The sequence below is a fragment of the Aurantimicrobium minutum genome, assembly GCF_029893825.1.
Lineage (GTDB): Bacteria > Actinomycetota > Actinomycetes > Actinomycetales > Microbacteriaceae > Aurantimicrobium > Aurantimicrobium minutum_C.
In genome coordinates this window covers 902,381-923,344 of record NZ_JARXXV010000001.1, presented here as the reverse complement: position 1 = coordinate 923,344, position 20,964 = coordinate 902,381, and the positions used below count along the sequence as shown (strand labels likewise).

The window sequence follows — 20,964 nt, the reverse complement described above, 5'->3', positions numbered from 1 at the left end:
GTTTTTCAGTGCCCGCGACATAGTGTTTTTGATGTGTGGCCCCGTAATCGAAAGTCTGACGACGAGTCGTTAGAGCCAGAAGAGACTGCCTCGAACATTGGCGAGCAGATCTCTCTCGATGACGACCCATTCCCCGAGCTCTCGGCAGAGGCAGAACCCGCCGTTGACTTACTTGCTCCCACGGCAGGAAGTCTCAATTCAGCACTGTCTAACATCAACGTGGCAGAGCCTGTGTGGCACGAATGGCGTGAAGAGTTAGCTCTGGTTGGTGGCACTTCACCCCTGATCCAGTTTGTGGATACACCTCGCACTCGTATTGAGCTCACCTCTATTCACCCCGGTGGTCTTCCCTCGTTTATTTCAGGTAAGCCCACCTTGCTATCGAACCTGATTCGTGAAGAGTTTGCACTGCGTAATGCGAGACTCGCTGCTGCCGCAATTAGCGCCAAGAGCACCGAGCTTCGCTCGATGCGCAGCATCGAGTCTGTCTATCTCGCACTCGGTATTGCCAAGTGGACATTCCAGGACCGTGAGTATTGCGGTCCAGTGTTGCTTCGCCCAATGTCGCTTCGACGCTATGGCAAAGACTTCGAACTCAAGCTCAGCGGTCAGCCATTCTTAAACCCTCAGCTAGCTCGTGCACTGGAGAGCCAACTGGGCATTGCCCTGGATGCGGACTCTTTCGTTGCACTGGCGAACCTCGATGGGATGTTCAACCCACTTCCTGTGATTGAGCGTCTGCGCGGGCTTACCCAACACCTCAGTAACTTCGAGGTTGAACCACGTCTGGTTGCGTCCAGCTTCTCTGATCTCTCCGCCGCCATGGTGGCTGACGTTCAAGAGTTGGCTCACCCCATTCTTGATGCGCTCGCCGGTAATGTCACTGCACGCACCAGGCTCACTAATGAGCACAAAGAAGCACAGATTGTTGGTCAGGATGAACGTCCACCAGCAACAGATACTCACCTTCTTGATGCAGATGCTGAACAAGAGAGCATCGTTGCTGAGATTGCTGCCGGTAATTCTCTCGTAGTGAAGACTCTTCCCGGCACCGGTGGAACACAGACAATCGTGAATGCGATTGGTGTGCTCACCGGTGCACACAAGCGTGTTCTTGTGGTGGGTGCTCGCCGCTCCAGCTTGGACTCCATCGTTCACCGTCTGAGTCAGGTTGGTCTTGAAGGTCTCACCGTTTCACCGCGGACCCTGCGCCGTGATTTGATCAACGCCATCTTGCGCAATGAGAAGGCCACGCGTCCCAACGTCTCCGACGTTGATGACGCACTGCTTCGTTTGCGCAAGGTGTTGCTGGACTACCGTGGCTCACTCACTCGCAAGGACGAGGTGCTGGGCGTTTCTGTCCTTGACGCGCTTGAAGAACTCTCACGCCTGAGCTTGTTGCCCACGCCACCTTCGACCACGGCTCGTTTGCCTCGCCGTGCCATCGAAGGTTTGGCTAACTCGCGCCCCCAAGCAGCAGCCAGCCTGATCAAGGCAGCTGCCCTGGGAGAGTTCCGCTACGGTCCCGATGACTCTCCGTGGTACGGAGCAAACTTCCCCACACCTGAAGAAACCACCGCTGCACATCAGCAGGCCAAGCGTCTACACCAGACTGAGCTGCCCAAACTTCTCGAGCGTGCTGAGGAAGTACTCAGCCGCACCAAGATGCGCCCGTTCGAGAACTTAGAAGAGCTGGGCATCTATCTGCAGTTGCTGGTGGACATCCGCGAGACCTTGGACAAGTTCCTGCCTTCGGTATATGACCGTCCGCTCACGGAACTCATCACGGCAACTTCTGGTCGTGGCAGTGGCATGAGTGGTGGCGACCGCAGACGCCTCAAGAAGCTCGCCTTCGAATACGTTCGCCCCGGGGCAAACGTTGCCGATATGCACGAAGCCCTCACTGAGATTCAGCAGCAGCGTGTGCTGTGGCAGCGATACGTCGTCGCCGGTGCTGTTCCTGAAGTTCCTGTCGGTGTGGCAGATCTTCTGGCGAACTACCAAAGCGTGATGGCAGAGCTGGACATCCTGGATGTTGCACTGAGCCTCAAGGGCACCGATCAGTCCTTCGCTAAGCTCCCCATCGCAACCCTGACCAACAAGGTTTCAGGATTGGCTGCTGAGTCTGAGGTTCTGCACAATCTTCAAGAGCGCACCTCGCTGCTGGCTCATCTGCGTGAACTTGATCTTGATGTTCTGCTTGCTGATCTTTCTTCTCGTCACGTGCCCGAAAGCGAAGTGGCTGACGAACTCGAACTGGCCTGGTGGCAGTCGGTTCTCGAAGGCATGCTCACCACCGACAAGGCTTTACTCAACGCCAACACCTCTATCTTGGATCGCCTCGAGTCTGACTTCCGACTCGTGGATGATGCTCACGCATCGGCAAATGGTGGGCTCTTGGCAGCTCGCTTGGCAGAGCTGTGGAAGATCGGATTAGTTGACCTTCCCGATGAGGCAGAGCGTCTGCGTCAAAGCTTGCGTGGGGATGCCCTCAGCCCCGATGAATTCATTTCCCTCGCACCACGCCTGGCGAAATCTATTGCTCCCGTGTGGTTGTGCTCACCCTATGAAGCACACCTCATTCCTGACTCGGTCTCTTTCGATGCAGTCTTCTTAGTCGATGCCGGAGCAACTACCGTTGCCGAGAATGCAGGAGCAATCCGCCGCGGTGCATCAGTGGTTGTCTTTGGTGACCCCGTCACTCAAACACCCTCACGCTTTGAAACCGGTATGGGTGAATTTGAAACCCCATTGCCTCCCGTTCGGGACGCAGATGCGTGGCACAGTAGGTCTGCCCTGGCCCAGTTCAGTGGAATTCTTCCGTCTCGCACGCTGACGCAGAGTTATCGTGCCGGTGGTGAAGATCTGGCAGATGTGGTGAACCGTAGGTTCTATGGCGGCAAGATTTCATCCCTACCGTGGGCAGGAACCTTCCTAGGCCACTCCAGCTTGCGCCTGCACTACATCGCTGATGGCTCGGGTATGCCTGACTCGGCATCCGGTGCTGTGGAGAGCGTGGATGCTGAAGTCTCGCGCGTGGTGGAGCTCGTGCTGGAACACGCTGCCGAGCGCCCCAATGAATCACTCATGGTGATTACCGCGAGCCCTAAGCACGCCGTTCGTGTTGAACAGTCAGTGCTTTCTGCCTTTGCTCGCCGTGCTGATTTGGCCGAGTTTATTCTCGAAGATCGCCCTGAAGCATTTGCTGTGATGACACTCGAGCAGGCCGTCGCACAAAGCCGAGACCGCGTCATATTCTCCATCGGCTATGGCCGCACACCTCACGGACGCCTGCTTTCCGACTTCGGTTCGCTTGCTCTTCCTGGTGGTGAGCGTTTGCTTGCTGTCGGTATGACCCGAGCACGCCGCTCGATGGAAATCGTCTCGTGCTTCCGACCCGGTGACATCGACGAGAGTCGCCTCTCTGATGGCATGCGCGCACTGGCAGAGGTACTTTCTGAAACGGAAAAGCCCATTGCTCGTGAGGTTGGCACAGAAACTCCCGAGCCCATGCTTGTTGACTTAGCCAAGCGCTTGGAGCGTCGTGGTCTCACGGTCTCGCTCAACCACGCAGGAGAGATTGCATTGGCTGCGTCCTTCCAAGGCCGTGCTGTTGCCGTGGAGACAGATGCTGTACTTGCTCGTGGCAGCCTGCGTGAGTCATTGCGCCTGCGCCCCGAAATGCTTCGCCGTCTTGGCTGGCACTACATCCGCATTCACGCCTTCGAACTCTTTGCAGATCCTGAAGCAGTCGCAACTCGTATTGCAGCACTCATTGGCGTTGACCCCGCTGAAGATGACATTCAAACCGGTCCCATCAATATTCCTGTTGTGGCAGCACCAGTTGCGGTAGAGGTTGTCGACGAGGTCATCGTTGAAGAAGTTGTTGTCGGAGACGTAGTTGAAGAGGTCATCACGTTCGAAGAGACAGTGATTGTCGAAGATGCTGACGGTGATGTCCTCGTTGAACAGGTTGTTGTTGAAGATGTTATTGAAGAAGAGGTCGTTGTAGAAGAAGTTGATGACTCCATCTCCTTCACCGACGTCATCATGGATACACCACGGACTTCAGAGCCTGACGCGGTCACCGAACCCATCAATCTTCCTGAGAACTAATGGCTGAGCAGCCCGAGACTTCGAAGTCTGAGAAGTCGAGCAGTGGTTCACCCCGAAAGAACCGCCGAGTTCAGTGGCAGCCAGAAGGCGTCACGATTGATCCCAGTTTTGTTGGCGCACCTGCCGAGGACGCTGGTGAAGACTGGGCAGAGCGTTCACTCAGTAATGACGAACAGCTCAAGCGTGACAAGCCACCCCACTGGGGTTAGCGCCCGAAACGTTCTAGGAAGTTGAACTAGAGGAGCTCGAGCTCGATGAGCCGGTGGAGCTAGAACTGGATGATCCGCTTGAACGAGAGTCAGTGCGGTAGAAACCAGAGCCGTTGAATGTCACTCCGACGGTGTTGAAAAGCTTACGAAGCTTGCCCTTGCAGGAGGGGCACTCTGTTAACGAGTCGTCACTGAGCGCCTGCTGAATATCGAAAGCGTTGTCGCATTCGGTGCAGCGGTAGGAATAAGTAGGCACGTGTATCTCCGTGGTGTCAGTTAGAACGTAATCAGGGCGGAAGGGGTGACCACGCCGGTGACCGGCTGATCGTGTACTTCGCGGGGTAAGGAATCAACGTATTCAGAGTCGAACACGATCGCATAAACAGGTGGGCGCTTGCCCATAGATCCAAGTGTCTTGTCGAAATAGCCACGACCCCAGCCCATGCGCACACCCTGCTTATCAACGGCAGAGGCAGGAACAATGATGAGGTCAACCCCATTGATTGCGATAGGGCCCACCAGTTCGCCGGTGGGTTCGGGCAAGCCATACATTCCAATGTTTTCATCGGGGGAGTCATTCGCGATGGCCCAATCCAACAAGCCATCATCTCGGCTTACCGGCAGCAAAACCTCAATGCCATTGTCATAGGCCCAGCTGAGGAAGGGGCGAGTCTCTGGCTCGGAGGGGGTGGCCAGATAGCAGGAGAGTTTCTTCACGCCGCGGGCAGCAACCAGGTGCTTGAGATGCTCGGTGATTGCCGCGGTTGCTTCAGCGCGCTCGTGCTCGGTGATGTTTCTGCGACGCTCGCGAATCTCAGCACGCAAAGCCTTTTTTGCGGCAACAAGATTCTCTGACATGCCTCAATTCTAATTGGCTGTGACACCAGCACTGGGGCTTAGTTAGGCTTGTGAACATGGCTGCCATCATTCCCACCCTCACAGAGGGGCGCGTGAGTATCCGTGGGATCAAGTCACGCGATGCCAAGAAACTGGAAGAAGAACTGATGCGCAACCGTGCCTGGTTGCGCCAATGGGAAGCAACAGCGCCGCAATCTTTCGTGAGCTTTGACACCAAGGCTGGTATTCGAAACCTCCTGGCCCATGCCAAGGTCGGTGCTGGTCTGCCTTTCGCTATTGAATATGACGGCGAGTTGGTGGGTCAGCTCAACGTCTCTGGCATTGTTTATGGCTCCCTCTCCTCAGCGCAGCTGGGGTATTGGGTTGCCGAACGCGTTGCGGGCAAGGGTGTGACGCCCACTGCGGTTGCTTTGGCCACGGACTATTGCTTACGCAGTCTGGGTTTGCACCGCATGGAGATCTGCATTCGACCCGAGAACGCAGCTTCGTTGCGCATCGTGGAGAAGCTCGGGTTTAGATATGAAGGCCTTCGCCGCCGTTATATCCACATCAACGGTGACTGGCGAGACCACTTCGCTTTCGCGCTCACTCAGGAAGAAATTCCTGGCGGAGTCTTGAATAGATGGCAGTCGGGACTCGTCCCGGCAGATGTCAGCATGGTTCCTGCCGCTGACTATGAAGCACTGGGTTTGTCATAAGGGAAAACAACACACCCTGTCCTTAAAGGGCGCAGACCACTTTCACTCGTAACTTAGAAACATGAGTGGTGGAATGTTCGGTGGCGGCATAGTTTTCGCTATTGCTGCTGCCCTCTGGATTGCCTATTTAATCCCAACATATTTGCGCCGTCGCAACTTCGATGCGACCGAGCGCAATGCCGTGCGCATGCAACAAACCATCCGCGCACTGGCAGAAACCACAGACGTTCCCGAGGAGATTCGCGTGGAAGCATCTGCTCGCGCCGTCATTGAACAAAAGCGTGTTCTGCGCCAGGCAGAAGCTGCCGCCCGTGCACAGGTTCGCCAGGCAGCAGGTCGTGCCGTGGGGTATGACGAGCAGGCCGAGATGGCTGCCCGTCGCGCTCGCCGTAATCGTCTGGCAAGTGCACTCTTCCTGCTGGCAAGCATCCTGGGTGTGGTTGCTGGAATTCTCATTCTCGCCAACGGCGGTAGCTGGGAAACTCTCGCTATCTCCTGCATCGCCTTCGCTGCTGCACTGATTACTCAGGAAGTGGTTGTGTCGGTTCAGGCAGCAGCACAGGTTGCCCCTGCCCAGACAAACCGCTTTGCTTCTGAGTTCTTTGACCAAGGTCACTACAAGCCTGCTGTTGCGCCGCGCAGCTGGACCCCTACTGCTCTTCCTCGCCCGCTCCACCTCTCCGAGGGAACATTGGCCCAGGCCGTAGTTCAGTCGCAGTTGGCTGCTGACCGCATGCGTCAGAACGCTCAAGAGTCTGCACTGGTTGAACGCATGAGCCTGGATCAGGCAGGGCTTGAAAACTTACGTCGTTCTGTTCCGGCAACTCCTGTTCAGGTTCCTGTTGCTGACAGCGTGAGCGCACGCCTGGCAAGCATGGGTGTCGTCTCAGAGGTTGAGTCGGCAGAGCTCGACCTGGATGCTGTGTTGCGCCGCCGCCGCGCAGGCTAAACATCTTCTTTCTTCCCGCGGTACATTTGCTTGTATGAGCACTCGTCGCGTTGTTGTCACCGGAGCTAGTTCCGGTATAGGTCGGGCCACTGCCCGTTTGTTTGCCCAGCATGGCTGGCAGGTTGTTGGCGTTGCCCGCCGGGCTGACCGCCTGGCAGAACTTGAAGCGCAGTCCGGCATCAGCACCTTCGTGGCAGATGTGACCAAGCAGGAAGATGTGGATGCTCTGCGTGACTTCCTTGCAGATTCTGGACCTGTTCATGCCCTGGTGAACAACGCCGGTGGTGCCTTTGGTGCTTCGTCTGTTGAAGATAGTGACCCCGAAGACTGGAAGCGCATGTTCGACGTCAATGTCATTGGTGTTCAGCGCGTGACCAGTGCGCTGCTTCCCTTGCTGCGCAAGGCAGCAGCAGGTGGCCACGCCGACATCATGGCCGTCACCTCCACAGCAGGTTTTGTTCCCTATGAAGGCGGTGGCGGATATAACGCCGCCAAGTTTGCTGCTCACGGTGTTGTGGGTGTGCTGCGTCTGGAGCTAGCTGGTGAACCTATTCGTGTTCTTGAGATTGCCCCTGGCATGGTCAAGACCGACGAGTTCGCTTTCAACCGTTTGGGTGGAGACACCGCCAAGGTTGAGGCACTCTATGCCGGCGTTGAAGCGCCTCTGGTTGCTGAAGATGTTGCCGAGGCAATAGTTCACGCCATTGAACTTCCTGGCCACGTGAACATGGACATGATCACCATTCGTCCCGTTGCCCAAGCAGCCCAGCACAAACTTATTCGTGGTGAACTCAAGCCCAAGGCCTAAATATGGAATCGCTTTCTCGTCACACCGACTACGGAAACGTCCCCTTCGACGAATCGATTGCGCTTGCCAATCCGCTGGAGCAGTTTGCACAGTGGCTCAAGCAGGCAGAAGCCGAAGAGGTTTTTGAACCCAATGCCATGGTTGCCAGCACCATCGATCCAGATGGGGCTGTCAGCTCACGAACGGTGTTGCTCAAGGGCCTAGATGCCACCGGCTTCGAGTTTGTGACCAACTACACCTCACGCAAGGGCAAAGCACTTCTGGCTAACCCCAGCATTTCTCTGCTGTTTCCCTGGTATGGACTCAAGCGTCAGGTGATTGTCTATGGCGAGGCACAGCCCACTGTTTCTTCCGTGAGTGACCTGTATTGGCAGCGCCGCCCCAAGGGGGCTCAGTTGGCATCCGCGGCAAGTGATCAGTCTGCACCGATTGCCTCTCGTGACCTCCTTGACGAACAGCTCGCAGCGCTAGAAGCGCAGTATCCAGGGGATGCTCTGGTTCCTCGGCCTGAGCACTGGGGCGGGTTTAGGGTCCTTCCTCACGCCATCGAATTCTGGCAGGGACGCTCGATGCGCTTCCATGACCGCATTCGTTACGACCTTGTGGATAATCAGTGGCAGATCAGCCGTCTTCAGCCCTAGGCTGAAGCAATGAGCACTCCCTTCACCACCTTTACTCTCGACCAGCTGCGCACCCGCACCAGTGCAAAATGGCAGCACTACGGCCCAGACGTGTTACCACTTTGGGTTGCCGAGATGGACGTGCCCATCGCACCTTCCGTGATTGAAGAGGTCAACGCTGCACTGGTCAATGGTGACACTGGCTATGCCGTGGGGGATCTCTATGGTGAAGCGTTCGTGGAGTACTCGAAGCGTCACTGGAACCTTGATCTCGACGTTGCCTACACAATCCCCGTCATTGACGTGATTCGTGGTTTGGGTTCAGTTATTTCTCATGCCACTGAAGAGGGTGCTCCTGTGGTGATTACCCCACCGGTTTATTACCCCTTCGCCATGATCGTGGCCGGTACTGGTCGCACTCTCGTGAATGCACCTTTGACATCAGAAGGTCGCTTCGACCCTGAGACTCTTGAGAAGGCATTCACAGAAGCTGCCGCAATGGGTAAGGGTGGCATGGTCTTGATCAGTAACCCCCACAACCCCGGTGGTGCTGTGCACACCCGCGCAGAACTGACCATGCTGGCAACATTGGCTGCCAAGCATGGTCTGCGTATTCTCTCGGATGAGATTCACGCACCATTGACCATGCCCGGCTTTGACTTCATCTCCATCCTGGATATCCCGGAAGCAGCAGATGCCATTGTGGTGACCAGTGCTTCCAAGTCCTACAACCTTGCAGGTTTGAAGGGTGCACTCATTGTCACGAATAAGGAATCTTCCGAATTTGTGCGCAGCATGAAGGCGGAATACCTTGAAGCACCCAGCCACTTGGGCACGATTGCCCACGTTGCCGCGCTGCGCGGTGGGGATGAGTGGATTGCGGCAGTAAACAAAGATATTGACCGTAATCGTCACCTGGTGTCTGAATTAGTTACTCAGTTCCTTCCCGGCGCGCACTACACGCCAGTGGAGGCAACCTATCTGGCTTGGGTGGACTGCCGCCCCTTGGGCCTTGGCGATGACCCCGGTCAGGTGTTCCTAGAGAAGGGCAAGGTTGCCTTCAGTAGTGGCCACGTCTTTGGTCAGGGTGGTGAAGGTCACATTCGTGTGAACATGGCAACCAGCCCCGAGATTTTGACGGAAGCTTTCCGCCGAGCATCGCTAGCTCTCTAGATCTCAGCTGCTTTAGCTAATCGTTTCGACCGGGCCAGTATCTGGCAGCGGTGCACCGTGTGATCCGCGCAAGTCGGGACTCCACTTATAGGCAATGGCGGCGCCAACCGCGGTCAGTGCCGCAAAGCCTGTAGCTGCCATGATGGCGGTTTGTGCGCCGAGGTGGTCGATGCACAGACCTGCCACGGTTGCACCCAAGCCCACTCCAATGAGTTGACCTGTTCCGATCCAGGCGTAAGACTCGGCGGTCTCGCTGAACTTCATGGTTGCGCTCACATTGGCAAAGAGCACCGTGAGTGCAGGTGCAACACCAAGGCCTGAAATAAACAGCGTGATAGAAAGCCACCAGAAGTCACTGGCGAATGACGCTGCGACGAGACCGGTAGTGATCACCAGAAGTCTGCGCGTTAATGACCACGGTGCAATTTCTCGGTGACCCCAGGCCAGTCCACCCACCAGGGAACCCAGGGCATAGATGGCGAGAATCCAACCCGCCTCGGGGCCGTCCTTGCCAAACAAACCAATGATTCCTGCTTCAACGGCAGAGAAAGTTGCCACCAGGGTCAGGCCCAGTGTGAGAGAAATAATGACCGGCGATCTGGTGAGCACACCACCAAAGCGGCGCTTGCTCATTGGAATACGAACCTGACCTACCGACGGAGCGGTGATAAACCACGCGCCACCGACGGCCAGGAATGCCATCGACACCAAGATGGCCTCGGTGCTCCCAAACTGCACAGCCACGAAAGTGGTGAGCACGGGGCCAACAATCCAGATGATTTCTTGTGCGGAGGCATCAAGTGAAAATAGTGGTGTGAGCAAACGGTTGGGAACCAACTTGGGGTAGATGGTGCGCACTGCCGGCTGAATGGGCGGATAAGAACTTCCCGCAATAAAGCCCAGCACCACCATGACCGGAACCGAGAAGGGGAAGATAGCCATGATGCAGAAGACAGCGACAGAAATAACAGCCATCACACTCAGCAGTGGGCGCATGCCCCACCTTGCCATCAGGCGTGAGCTGATGGGGCCGGCAATAGCTTCACCTAAGGTAATTCCTCCGACAACCAGTCCAGCTGCGGCATAGGAGTGGTGAATGTGTTCAACGTGGATCAAGAACGCAATAGAGAGCATGCCGTGGGGAAAACGTGCCAGAAGTTGCGACAGCAAAACACGGGCTACGCCCGTGACTTTGAGGAGTTCTAGATACGTTTTCACAACCTCTCCACTCTAGCTGGCGCGATGTGAGTGTCCGTGGGTGCAGAAATGATGGATTTTACGCACAAAAAGAGTGAAAAAAGGGGTGTTGATATGTGCATAAATGAGGAAAAGTTATCCACAACTGGGGATGACACGCCCACAACATCTAGGGATTCATTTTCATCCTCTACCCCGTATATAGTGGTCAAGCACCAAGAGCAGAAATCACACGAGGAAGAGACAACAGACGTGGCAATCACCGTCGTTAAGCGCAACGGACAGCGCGAACAGTATGACGCCAACAAGATCAACATGGCGATCGAAGAGGCAACACATGGCCTCCACGACAACATTGCGTGGGTGACTCAGATTGCCACCGAGCTCGAAATCACACTGTTTGACGGCATTACCACTCAGCAGCTGGATGAGGCAGTTATCCAGGTTGCACTGCAGAACGTCAAGGATGACCCTGCATTCGACGTTGTTGCTGCTCGACTTCTGCTCAAGACCATCTACAAGCGCGTATTGGGAGACTTCTCCACTCCAGAACAGTTGAAGAAGCTGCACCGCGAACACTTCGCTGAGAACATGAAGCGCGGTGTTGAAGAAGGTCTGCTCGACCCACGTCTGACCGAGCTGTTCGACCTCGAAGCTCTTGCTGCCGAGATCGACCCCAGCCACGATGACCTGCTCAAGTACATCGGTGTTGTTACCCTCAACAACCGCTACGCCATCAAGGGCCGCAACGGTGACCCACTAGAGGTTCCTCAGTACTTCTGGATGCGTATCTCCATGGGTCTGTCTCTGAACGAGAAGAATCCCACCGAGCACGCAATCAAGTTCTACAACAAGATGAGCCAGCTCGAATACCTCGCAGCAGGTTCAACCCTGGTTAACGCGGGAACCATCTACCCTCAGCTTGCTAACTGCTTCGTTCTGGAAATGCAGGACGACATGGAGCACATCGCGAAGACCACTCGCGACGTGATGTGGCTGACCAAGGGAACCGGTGGAATCGGTCTGTCCGTGACCAAGCTGCGTGCGCAGGGTTCACCTATCCGCTCGAACAACACCACTTCGACCGGTCCCATCCCCTTCATGCACACCATCGACTCGATCCTTCGTGCAGTCAGCCGTGGTGGTAAGAAGTTTGGTGCCCTCTGCTTCTACATGGAGAACTGGCACATGGACTTCCCCGAGTTCCTTGACCTTCGTCAGAACTCTGGTGACCCCTACCGTCGTACCCGTACTGCCAACACCGCTGTTTGGATCTCAGATGAGTTCATGAAGCGTGTCCAGAACGATGAAGACTGGTACCTCTTCGACCCACTCGAGGTAACTGACCTCAACGAGCTCTACGGCAAGGCATTCTCAGAGCGCTACAACTTCTACGTAGCCGAGGCAGAAGCTGGCCGCATGAACCTCTACAAGAAGATCGGTGCTCGCGAGCAGTTCAAGCAGATTCTGATCTCCCTCCAGTCCACCAGCCACCCTTGGCTGACCTGGAAGGACACCATCAACCTGCGTGCCCTCAACAACAACACCGGCACGATCCACTCCTCGAACCTCTGCACCGAAATCACCCTTCCTCAGGATGAAGACAACGTTTCGGTATGTAACCTGGCTTCCATCAACCTCTCTCGTCACCTCACCGCTGACAACAAGGTTGACTTTGCCAAGCTCGCAGAAAGCGCCAAGCTTGCTGTTCGCCAGCTCGACAACCTGATCGACATCACTCGTTCATCGGTTGACGAAGCAGACTTCTCCAACAAGGAGAACCGTGCAATCGGTCTGGGTCTGATGGGCTTCACCGACATCGTGGAGCGCTTGGGCTACTCCTACGAGTCTGAAGAGGCCTACGACCTCATCGACGTCATTACGGAGCACATCTCGTACGCTGCCATCGAGGCATCGACCGAGCTTGCTCAGGAGCGTGGCGCATACAAGAACTTCGCGGGCAGCCGCTGGTCACAGGGTCTCGTACCTTTCGACAGCATTGACCTGACCGAAGCAGACCGTGGTGTTCCCATCACTGTCAACCGCAACACCACTCTGGACTGGGATGCACTGCGTGCCAAGGTCAAGAACGGTGTTCGCAACGCAACCCTGATGGCCATTGCACCCACCGCATCCATCGGTCTCGTTGCCGGAACCACTCCTGGCCTGGACCCACAGTTCTCACAGATCTTCAGCCGTGCAACGAGCTCGGGTAAGTTCCTTGAGGTCAACCGCAACCTTGTTGCTGACCTGCAGCAGCTGGGCATTTGGGAAACCGTTCGTGAAGACCTGCTGCGTAACCAGGGTGATGTTCAGAACCTGCCTCAGATTCCTGACCACATCAAGGCTGTCTACAAGACCAGCTTCCAGCTCTCGCCCTTCTCCTTCCTTGAAGTTGCAGCGCGTGCACAGAAGTGGATCGACCAGGCCATTAGTCGCAACATGTACCTAGAAACCCGCGACCTCGGCGACATGATGGACATCTACTCCGAAGCATGGAACCGAGGCGTCAAGACCACCTACTACCTGCACATGAAGCCTCGTCACACTGCTGAGCAGTCCACCGTCAAGGTGAACAAGGCAGAAGACATCAACGCTGGCGCTGGCGCACCAAAGAAGGGCTTCGGCTTCGGCAGTGGCTCTGGTGCAAACCCAGAACCTCATGCAGTTTCAGCAGTTGCTGAAGCTGAGCCAGCAGTAGCAGCTCCAGCTCGTAAGGGCTTCGGATTCGGCGCAGCGGGAGGTGGAAACTAATGAACTACACCACTTCAGTAGACGAGTACGTCGTTCCTGTCGACCCAATGGACGAACTTCAGTGTGACTCCTGCCAGTAGGCAGGTCTCACCCTGAACCATAGACACCCCTGCAACACCAGCACCATCTGTAACACTCCCGCCGCACCCCACTACTTCCACCCCGGATCTAGAAAAGCGGGAACTACAGAAACACCACACTTTTACGACGAACTAAGGAGAGAAACACCATGGGTATTCTCGGAACCGGAGTCCAGGAAGGACTCCTACTCAAGCCCGTCACCTACAAGTGGGCGATGGACCTTTACGACCAGGCAGTAGCAAACACCTGGTTCCCTAACGAAATTCAGCTCGGCGAAGACATCGCTGACTTCAAGAAGATGACGGATGAAGAACGTCACGCCATCACCTTCTTGATGAGCTACTTCAACCCCAACGAGCTTCTCGTGAACAAGGCACTCGCCTTCGGTGTGTACCCCTACGTGAACGCACCTGAGGCTCACCTCTACCTCGCAAAGCAGATGTGGGAAGAAGCAAACCACTGCATGAGCTTCGAGTACGTTCTCGAAACCTTCCCCATTGACCGTGAAGCTGCTTACAGCTCACACGTCAAGGTGCCTTCCATGGCGCGCAAGGAAGAGTTCGAAGTGAACTTCATCAAGCGCATGACTGAGCAGACTCTCGACATCACCACCACCGAAGGCAAGAAGGACTTCGTTCGCAACCTCGTTGCCTACAACGTCATCCTCGAGGGCATCTGGTTCTACTCAGGCTTCATGGTTGCTCTCAGCTTCCGCCAGCGCAACCTGCTGCGTAACTTCGGTTCTCTCATGGACTGGGTGGTTCGTGACGAGTCCCTTCACCTCAAGTTCGGTATCAACTTGATCCTTACCGTTCTGGAAGAAAACCCAGACCTGCAGACCGAAGAGTTCGCAGCAGAGATCAAGCAGATGATCCTCGATGCAGTAGAGATGGAATCGGAATACAACCGCGACCTCCTCCCCAACGGCATCCTGGGCCTGAACTCGAACTACATCAACCAGTACGTTCGTTACCTCGCTGACCGCCGTCTCGAAGAGCTCGGCTTCGAAGCAGAGTACAAGGTTTCGAACCCTGCAAAGTGGATGGCTACCGCCAATGACACTCTGCAGTTGGTCAACTTCTTCGAGTCGACCAACACCAGCTACGAGTCCAACGGAGCAACTGCTTAGTCACCGTTTGAACTCGAACAAAGTTAAGGGCTCTCCTGATTACAGGAGGGCCCTTTTCATGTACCCCGAAAAGGTGAAAATCCCTAGAATTTTTGTCTAAACTATTGGTATGACAAAGCTTTCTTTCAAGGCGCTCAGCGCTGCCATTACAACCTTGGTTCTTGTTGTTTTTGGTGCATCTCTCTCTGCCCAGGCAGTTGCTGCACTCACAGTTTCGACAACAACTTTCACAACCAGTACAGCTACTCCTGCCGGTCTCAATGCTGAACTAACTGGTACAACGATTCAAAATAACTTTGACACGATTGTTATTGGTCCCAACTCGGGGTGGACCAACGTCAATACCTGTCCAGTTTTTGGAAGTGCTACTGCAGGTAATGAATCTTCATGTGGAATCACTTCGGTAACCGTTGGTGGTACTGCGGTAACTGGGTGGAAAGCATATTTGGATAGCAACACTGGACCTAAATTGCGATTGTACAAAGCAAACGCGGGTACAGGCTTTACCTCTGGTCAAGCAATCAAGGTAACTTTTGATGCTGGCGCATGGACCACATCAGCTAGCGCAGCATATACAACTTTCACATTTACAACGATGTACAACGGTGGCGCCAACCTCGATAGTTCAACCACAACCTTAACAGTTGGCAGCCCTTCCTCTACGGTTACCTTCAACTCAAATGGTGGCTCTGGATCTATGGCGAACCAGACCTCGTCTTCTGCTACAAACTTGACTCCAAATGCATTTACCAAGTCAGGTTTCACATTTGGCGGCTGGGCTTCCACTCAGTCATTTGCTAACGCAGGAACGGTATTCCTAGCTAACGGAGCTAGCTACGATTTCCAGACCTCACGTACTTTGTACGCGATCTGGACAGCTAATGGTGGCGGCGGATCTTCTGCATCGGCAACCATGACTCTCAATGCTTCTACCGGACAGCTCGTCGCAGGCTCAACAGTTGCAGTTCAAGCTAGTGGCCTCCAGGCAACAGCCCCTTACACAGTTGTTGTGCAGTCGACACCTCAGACCATCGGTTCCGGCAATGCAACTGCTGGTGTTGTAAACACTTCGGTAACTCTGCCAGCGGGTCTTGAAGCAGGTTGGCACACATTGACCTTCACCTCTACGGGGGCAAACGGTTCAGCTGTTACAAGCGTGAGCTACTTCAAGGTCTCCGCATCCGGAACATTGCTTGCGACTTCCAGCACACTTCCTGCAGAGCTTGCAAACACTGGTATCAACACCGCTACTGGCATCTCTCTCCTCGCAGGTGGACTGTCATTGGCACTCGTTGGTGCAGAGCTCTTCATGATTGCTCGGCGCAAGCGCAGCAACTAGTTATTCAATTACAGGGTGCCCCAACCGCAAGGTTGGGGCACCCTGTGTTTCTTGACTAGTGATGTGGCTATGTGGGGTCAACTTCCTCCTCATGTTTAGTATTTAGTTATGAAGCGTTTTTCCCTTAGGTTCCTTGGCGTGATTGTTGTAGCTCTGGGAATTTCGGTCTCAGCAATAAATCCAGCGCAAGCAGCCAATATCTCTATGACACTGGTTACCAACCCTGCAAACACTGCATTTGCCACATCGACTGGAACACCAGCATTTACTGTGACCATCCCCGGGGCATCGATTAGCAGCTTGATCAACTACATCTCTATCGGTGGAAGCTTGTCTGGGAACAACTGGACTCCAGTTAACACGTGCCCTGCTTATAGTGGTTCGCTTCCTGCTAACAACCTTGCATCTTGCGGCATTACAAGCATCAAAGTGGGAGGAATTACCGTTTCTGGTTGGCAAGCATATTTGGGTGGAGTCACCTATAACGGAATTAGGGTTTACAACCCCAGCACTCAATTCAGCCCCACAACTGGAGACATTGAAATTACTTTTGCACAAGGTGCATTTGTGACCCCTGCGACCAATGGGTATTACACGTTTGGTGTGGCTACGGAGGAGGGAAGTGGAAATTTGATTGATCGAGGAACATCAACAATTCTGGTTGGAACTGCTCCCACGGTCACCGTGGACTTTAATGCGAATTCTGGCTCGGGAACCATGTCTCCTCAATCTTCCAACGTCTCTGCTTCCCTAACGTCAAACACTTTCACTCGTTCTGGATACACATTCTCAGGGTGGAACACCGCTGCAAATGGTTCTGGAACTGCCTTTGCAGATGGAGCTACTTATAACTTCCAGTCGAGCAGAATTCTTTATGCCCAGTGGACCGCGAATAGCTCTGGAAGCGGTTCGAGTTCGACCAGCGCTCAGCCTCTAGCAAACACCGGTATCAACACCGCTTCAGGCATCTCCCTCCTCACAGGTGGGCTGTCACTGGCACTTGTTGGTGCAGAGCTCTTCATGATTGCTCGCCGCGAGCGCAGCAACTAAGTATCAAATACCAGAACACCCCAGCCTTATGGCTGGGGTGTTCTTGTTTATGCCAATACCTTCTTGATCCTCTGTAACGAGATGGGCTCTGCTGTTCCTAGAGACTGAGCAAAGAGGCTCACTCTGAACTCTTCTAACATCCAACGAACCTTAACCAACTTGTCTGGTGAATGAGGAGCGAGTGGGATTTTGCCACCTGCAGCTTCGTAGAGATTGAGTGCTTGATCGAGCTCAACAGCCGCTGTTCTGTCTCTGCCTGAATCTTCAACCATCTTGTTAATGCGCATGGTGATAGCTCTGACATAGATGAGTATGCGGGGCAGACGTGCTAATCCTGCATCAGAAATAAACCCAGGCTGAAGAAGCTGTTCTAGGTGTGCTTTCTCTTGTGAGAGCTGGGCAAGGAAGGACATGGGGTTGGTGTTCGCCATTGCCTTCTGTGCTTCTTTAGCGGCACTCAGAATGCGTGCAGTGAGTGAGACAGCATCGAAGATGTTGTCCATGATGGCGCCTTGGACTCTGTCTCTCAGGGTTTCAAACTCTGCTTTCTGGAAGATCATTCCGTCCTCACGCATGGAGAACAGCACGTTGTCAACGCTGGCTGCGATGGCATCAGAGATGAGTGCATTCAGGCTGGGGTAGGGGCTCTGAGTGAGAATGAGTTTCTCTGCAGCGGTGAGGTGTTCCTGCACATACTTCGCAGGTGAAGGTATTGCCGCAACAACAAGTGCTCTGGTCCCTAGAGGGTGTTCACGTCTCTGGTCTGCTTCGGTGGCAAGAAGTCTGATGTTGACTTCTTGCCGAGCTGTTCCTGGGTTCTCAACAACAAGTGCGGGGTATGCACGCACGGTGTTGCCACCGTGCTTGGCATCCACTGTTCGAGGCAGTTCATCAAAGTCCCAGCTCGTGAGACCGTCTCTCTCCAGTGGTGATGTCACGCGCTCGGCTACCTCGGCCACTGCGTCTCTGCTGCGCTCGGCTAAGCCTCGTTGGAGCTTGCTTAAGTTTTTGTCGGTGCCTAGGTTCTTTCCTGTGTTGCTGATGACGCGGTAGGTCATGCGGAGGTGATCTGCCAGGCGCTCAGGGTCAAAGTCCTGTGGTGAGACGAGTGCGCCACTGAGATGTTGAAGTGCTTTGGCAACGGCAACCAACAGGTTGCCCTCTGGTTGTTCAGGCAAGGTCGCAGCTGCTTTGGCAGCCCAGTCTGCTGCCGGGACTACTTGCCTTCTAATGTTTTTAGGGAGGGTTTTGATCAGGCCTGTGATGAGCTCGAGGCGAAGACCGGGGACGAGCCAGTCGAATGCTTCTGGTTCTAGCCTGGCTAGTAATGGCAGGGGAATCTCGACTGTGACCCCATCATCTTCACGGCCGGGTTCGAACCTGTATTTGAGCTTGAGGCGCTGGTCGCCATAGACCCACTCGGAGGGGAATTCGATCTCGTCATGTTCAGCTTCTGTTTCTTCTAACAGGTCTGAGCGTTGCATGGTGAGGAAGTCAGGATTGGTGCTTCGCTCTTTCTTCCACCATCCTTCAAAGGTTCTGGTGGAGAAGACATCGGCAGGGATGCGCTGGTCATAGAAGGCGAAGACGACTTCGTCGTCTGCGAGGATGTCTCGTCTTCTCGAGCGTTCTTCGAGTTCTTCGAGCTGTCTACGCAGGATTCTGTTGCTTCGATCGAACGCTTGCTTGGAGTCCCATTCGCCATCTACTAATGCATGGCGGATGAAGAGTTCTCGGCATAGCTCTGTGTCTACTCTTGAGTACTGCATTCTCCGGTGTGCAACGAGGGTCACTCCAAAGAGGGTGACCCTCTCATAGGCAACAACTGCCCCCTGGTTTTTCTCCCAGTGTGGTTCGCTATAGCTGCGCTTACACAGCTCTCCTGCAATCTTCTCTGCCCAGCCGGGATCGATGGCAGCGTTTGTGCGGGCAAAGAGTCTGCTGGTCTCTACGAGCTCTGCACTCATCACTGCTGCCGGTGGTTTCTTCGCTAGGGCAGAGCCAGGGAAGATGACAAACTTCTGATTTCTTGCACCCAGGTATTCGTGCTGCTGTTTGCGGGGAGAGTTCTTCTCGTTGTATTTGCTTCCCAGCTTGTTGTCACTGACTTGCTTGAGACCAATATGGGAAAGCAGACCGGATAGCAGTGACTTGTGAATACCATCTGGGTCGATCTTGGGCTCACCCAAGCTGAGCCCTAAGGGTTTGGTCAGAGTCTTGAGCTGGCGGAAAACGTCATTCCACTCACGGACCCTGAGGTAGTTCAAGAACTCTGCCTTACACATCCTGCGGAATGCGCTCGAGGAGAGTTCTTTCTGTTTCTCTTCGAGGTAGTTCCACAGGTTCAGCAGTGACAAGAAATCACTGGTGGGATCCGTGAAGCGAGCATGGGAGAGGTCTGCTTGGGGACGTTTCTCAAGTGGGCGTTCTCTCGGGTCCTGCACGGTGAGGCCGGCAACGATGGCCATCACTTCTCTGGTGACCCCGTGGTTCCTAGATTCCAGGACCATGCGGGCAAATCGCGGCTCAATGGGAAGTCTGGAGAGGTCGTGACCGATCTTGGTCAACTTGGTTGTGTTGGAGTTGCTTTGTATAGCACCAAGCTCTTTCAAGAGATCAATGCCGTCTTTAACGCCCCTGGAGTCTGGTGTTTGCAGGAAGGGGAATTGAGAAATATCTCCCAAGCCCAGCGAAGCCGCTTGCAGAATCACCGAGGCGAGGTTGGTGCGCAGGATTTCGGGGTCGGTGAATTCTGGGCGGCGCTCGAAGTCTTCTTCTGAGTAGAGGCGGATTGCAATGCCGTCACTTGTTCGACCACAGCGGCCTGAGCGTTGGTTCGCACTTGCTTGAGAGATTGCCTCGATAGGCAGGCGCTGCACTTTTGCTCGGGGTGAGTATCTGGAAATACGTGCAGTTCCGGCATCAATGACGTATTTGATGCCGGGGACGGTGAGGCTTGTTTCTGCAACGTTAGTGGCCAGGATGATGCGTTTGCGCAGTCCCACAACCTTGCTGGGTTCAAATACTTTGTGCTGGTCTGCAGCAGAGAGGCGGCCATAAAGGGGAAGGACTTCCGTGCCGGACTTCATTCGGCCTGCCGCGATATGTCCTTCGATGGCTTCTTGGGCATCGCGGATTTCTGTCTCTCCGGAAAGAAAAACCAACACATCTCCGGGGGCTTCTTTATCTAGCTCATTGAGGGCAGAGATGATGCCATCGAGATAATCCCGAGCAGAATGCTCAGGAGCCTGTGTTGCCTTGTTGGACGCATCAGCGAGTTCATCATCATCGACGTCATCACTGGACATCTTGTCTTCCACCAGTGGGCGGTAGCGAATCTCTATCGGGAATGTTCTCCCGGAGACCTCAATCATGGGTGCTCCGCCGAAGTGCTGGGAGAAACTCTCTGGGTCGATGGTGGCTGAGGTAATGATGAGTTTGAGATCTGGCCTCTGGGGCAAGATCTGTTTGAGATAGCCCAGCAGGAAGTCAATATTGAGGCTGCGCTCGTGTGCCTCATCGATGATGATGGTGTCGTAGTTTTTCAGAAGTCGGTCACGCTGGAGAGCATTGAGCAAGATACCGTCGGTCATGACTTTGACTTCGGTTTCTGGGCTTGCTTGATCAGTGAAGCGCACTTGGTAGCCAACAAGGCCACCGAGTTCTACCTTGAGCTCCTCTGCAATGCGCTCCGCTACAGCACGGGCAGCAATTCGCCGGGGCTGGGTGTGAGCAATGCTGGTGCGGCCCAATTCCAGGCACATCTTGGGTATTTGAGTGGTCTTACCGGAGCCAGTTGCACCGGCAATAATCACAACTTGGTTGTCACGGATGGTCTTCAGAATCTCTTCACGCCGTTCACTGACCGGCAGGTCAGGCGGGTAGGTGATGAGTGCGGCATCCATGGGCACCTTCAAGACTACGCGAGGGGTGTTTGTACTACGGGTCTACTGTGCCAAACTAACTGAGCACATCTTTATGAG

15 protein-coding genes are annotated in these 20,964 nt (G+C 54.6%); 11 read left to right on the top strand and 4 right to left on the bottom strand.

What is annotated here, in order from left to right:
* Positions 1–33: 33 nt before the first annotated feature.
* Both M2120_RS04380 and M2120_RS04375 read left to right on the top strand, forming a co-directional pair.
* Complete coding sequence (locus tag M2120_RS04380; RefSeq protein WP_280797502.1) at positions 34–4,116, top strand: AAA family ATPase; 4,083 nt, start codon at positions 34–36, stop codon at positions 4,114–4,116.
* Positions 4,116–4,325 carry a hypothetical protein gene (locus M2120_RS04375; protein WP_280797501.1) on the top strand — a complete coding sequence of 70 codons (210 nt, stop codon included), beginning with the start codon at positions 4,116–4,118 and terminating at the stop codon, positions 4,323–4,325. The genes M2120_RS04380 and M2120_RS04375 overlap by 1 nt, the downstream gene beginning before the upstream one ends.
* Positions 4,326–4,338: 13 nt before the next feature.
* Here M2120_RS04375 and M2120_RS04370 read toward each other — a convergent pair whose 3' ends face one another.
* Both M2120_RS04370 and M2120_RS04365 read right to left on the bottom strand, forming a co-directional pair.
* Positions 4,339–4,581 carry an FmdB family zinc ribbon protein gene (locus M2120_RS04370; protein ID WP_280797500.1) on the bottom strand — a complete coding sequence of 81 codons (243 nt, stop codon included), beginning with the start codon at positions 4,579–4,581 and terminating at the stop codon, positions 4,339–4,341.
* A gap of 20 nt (positions 4,582–4,601) precedes the next feature.
* On the bottom strand, positions 4,602–5,183 hold the full coding sequence (locus M2120_RS04365) for a 5-formyltetrahydrofolate cyclo-ligase (protein ID WP_280797499.1): 582 nt from the start codon (positions 5,181–5,183) through the stop codon (positions 4,602–4,604).
* Between the two features lie 56 nt (positions 5,184–5,239).
* On the opposite strand from M2120_RS04365, the gene M2120_RS04360 reads away from it, so the two are divergent.
* From M2120_RS04360 to M2120_RS04340, 5 genes are all read left to right on the top strand, one after another.
* On the top strand, positions 5,240–5,881 hold the full coding sequence (locus M2120_RS04360) for a GNAT family N-acetyltransferase (RefSeq protein WP_280797498.1): 642 nt from the start codon (positions 5,240–5,242) through the stop codon (positions 5,879–5,881).
* Positions 5,882–5,942: 61 nt separating this feature from the next.
* Entirely contained in the window at positions 5,943–6,830 is an 888-nt protein-coding gene (locus M2120_RS04355; RefSeq protein WP_280797497.1) for a hypothetical protein, read from the top strand.
* Positions 6,831–6,864: 34 nt separating this feature from the next.
* Positions 6,865–7,638, top strand: a complete 774-nt coding sequence (locus M2120_RS04350) for an SDR family oxidoreductase (RefSeq protein WP_280797496.1) — start codon at positions 6,865–6,867, stop codon at positions 7,636–7,638.
* A 2-nt stretch (positions 7,639–7,640) separates the two neighbouring features.
* A complete protein-coding gene (pdxH, locus tag M2120_RS04345) occupies positions 7,641–8,279 on the top strand; it encodes a pyridoxamine 5'-phosphate oxidase (RefSeq protein ID WP_280797495.1) in 639 nt (212 codons plus the stop codon).
* A 9-nt stretch (positions 8,280–8,288) separates the two neighbouring features.
* Complete coding sequence (locus M2120_RS04340; protein WP_280797494.1) at positions 8,289–9,431, top strand: MalY/PatB family protein; 1,143 nt, start codon at positions 8,289–8,291, stop codon at positions 9,429–9,431.
* 12 nt (positions 9,432–9,443) lie between these two features.
* Here M2120_RS04340 and M2120_RS04335 read toward each other — a convergent pair whose 3' ends face one another.
* Entirely contained in the window at positions 9,444–10,649 is a 1,206-nt protein-coding gene (locus M2120_RS04335; RefSeq protein WP_280797493.1) for an MFS transporter, read from the bottom strand.
* A gap of 231 nt (positions 10,650–10,880) precedes the next feature.
* Between M2120_RS04335 and M2120_RS04330 the strand changes: the two genes are divergently transcribed.
* The 4 genes from M2120_RS04330 to M2120_RS04315 all read left to right on the top strand — a co-directional run bounded on the left by M2120_RS04330 (position 10,881) and on the right by M2120_RS04315 (position 16,981).
* Positions 10,881–13,382, top strand: coding sequence for a ribonucleoside-diphosphate reductase subunit alpha (locus tag M2120_RS04330; RefSeq protein ID WP_280797492.1), 2,502 nt, complete (start codon positions 10,881–10,883; stop codon positions 13,380–13,382).
* A gap of 229 nt (positions 13,383–13,611) precedes the next feature.
* A complete protein-coding gene (locus M2120_RS04325; protein WP_280797491.1) occupies positions 13,612–14,592 on the top strand; it encodes a ribonucleotide-diphosphate reductase subunit beta in 981 nt (326 codons plus the stop codon).
* 109 nt (positions 14,593–14,701) lie between these two features.
* On the top strand, positions 14,702–15,931 hold the full coding sequence (locus M2120_RS04320) for an InlB B-repeat-containing protein (protein ID WP_280797490.1): 1,230 nt from the start codon (positions 14,702–14,704) through the stop codon (positions 15,929–15,931).
* 108 nt (positions 15,932–16,039) lie between these two features.
* Entirely contained in the window at positions 16,040–16,981 is a 942-nt protein-coding gene (locus M2120_RS04315) for an InlB B-repeat-containing protein (RefSeq protein WP_280797489.1), read from the top strand.
* A 47-nt stretch (positions 16,982–17,028) separates the two neighbouring features.
* Here the strand turns inward: M2120_RS04315 and hrpA are convergent, their stop codons facing one another.
* Entirely contained in the window at positions 17,029–20,886 is a 3,858-nt protein-coding gene (hrpA, locus tag M2120_RS04310) for an ATP-dependent RNA helicase HrpA (protein ID WP_280797488.1), read from the bottom strand.
* Positions 20,887–20,964: the final 78 nt, after the last annotated feature.

What these genes read in the sequence shown, in the direction of transcription:
- M2120_RS04365 (WP_280797499.1), bottom strand. Translation starts at nt 5,183, where the DNA reads ATGTCAGAGAATCTTGTTGCCGCAAAAAAGGCTTTGCGTGCTGAGATT.
- M2120_RS04375 (WP_280797501.1), top strand. Translation starts at nt 4,116, where the DNA reads ATGGCTGAGCAGCCCGAGACTTCGAAGTCTGAGAAGTCGAGCAGTGGT.
- M2120_RS04320 (WP_280797490.1), top strand. Translation starts at nt 14,702, where the DNA reads ATGACAAAGCTTTCTTTCAAGGCGCTCAGCGCTGCCATTACAACCTTG.
- pdxH (WP_280797495.1), top strand. Translation starts at nt 7,641, where the DNA reads ATGGAATCGCTTTCTCGTCACACCGACTACGGAAACGTCCCCTTCGAC.
- hrpA (WP_280797488.1), bottom strand. Translation starts at nt 20,886, where the DNA reads ATGGATGCCGCACTCATCACCTACCCGCCTGACCTGCCGGTCAGTGAA.
- M2120_RS04315 (WP_280797489.1), top strand. Translation starts at nt 16,040, where the DNA reads ATGAAGCGTTTTTCCCTTAGGTTCCTTGGCGTGATTGTTGTAGCTCTG.
- M2120_RS04355 (WP_280797497.1), top strand. Translation starts at nt 5,943, where the DNA reads ATGAGTGGTGGAATGTTCGGTGGCGGCATAGTTTTCGCTATTGCTGCT.
- M2120_RS04360 (WP_280797498.1), top strand. Translation starts at nt 5,240, where the DNA reads ATGGCTGCCATCATTCCCACCCTCACAGAGGGGCGCGTGAGTATCCGT.
- M2120_RS04340 (WP_280797494.1), top strand. Translation starts at nt 8,289, where the DNA reads ATGAGCACTCCCTTCACCACCTTTACTCTCGACCAGCTGCGCACCCGC.
- M2120_RS04350 (WP_280797496.1), top strand. Translation starts at nt 6,865, where the DNA reads ATGAGCACTCGTCGCGTTGTTGTCACCGGAGCTAGTTCCGGTATAGGT.
- M2120_RS04325 (WP_280797491.1), top strand. Translation starts at nt 13,612, where the DNA reads ATGGGTATTCTCGGAACCGGAGTCCAGGAAGGACTCCTACTCAAGCCC.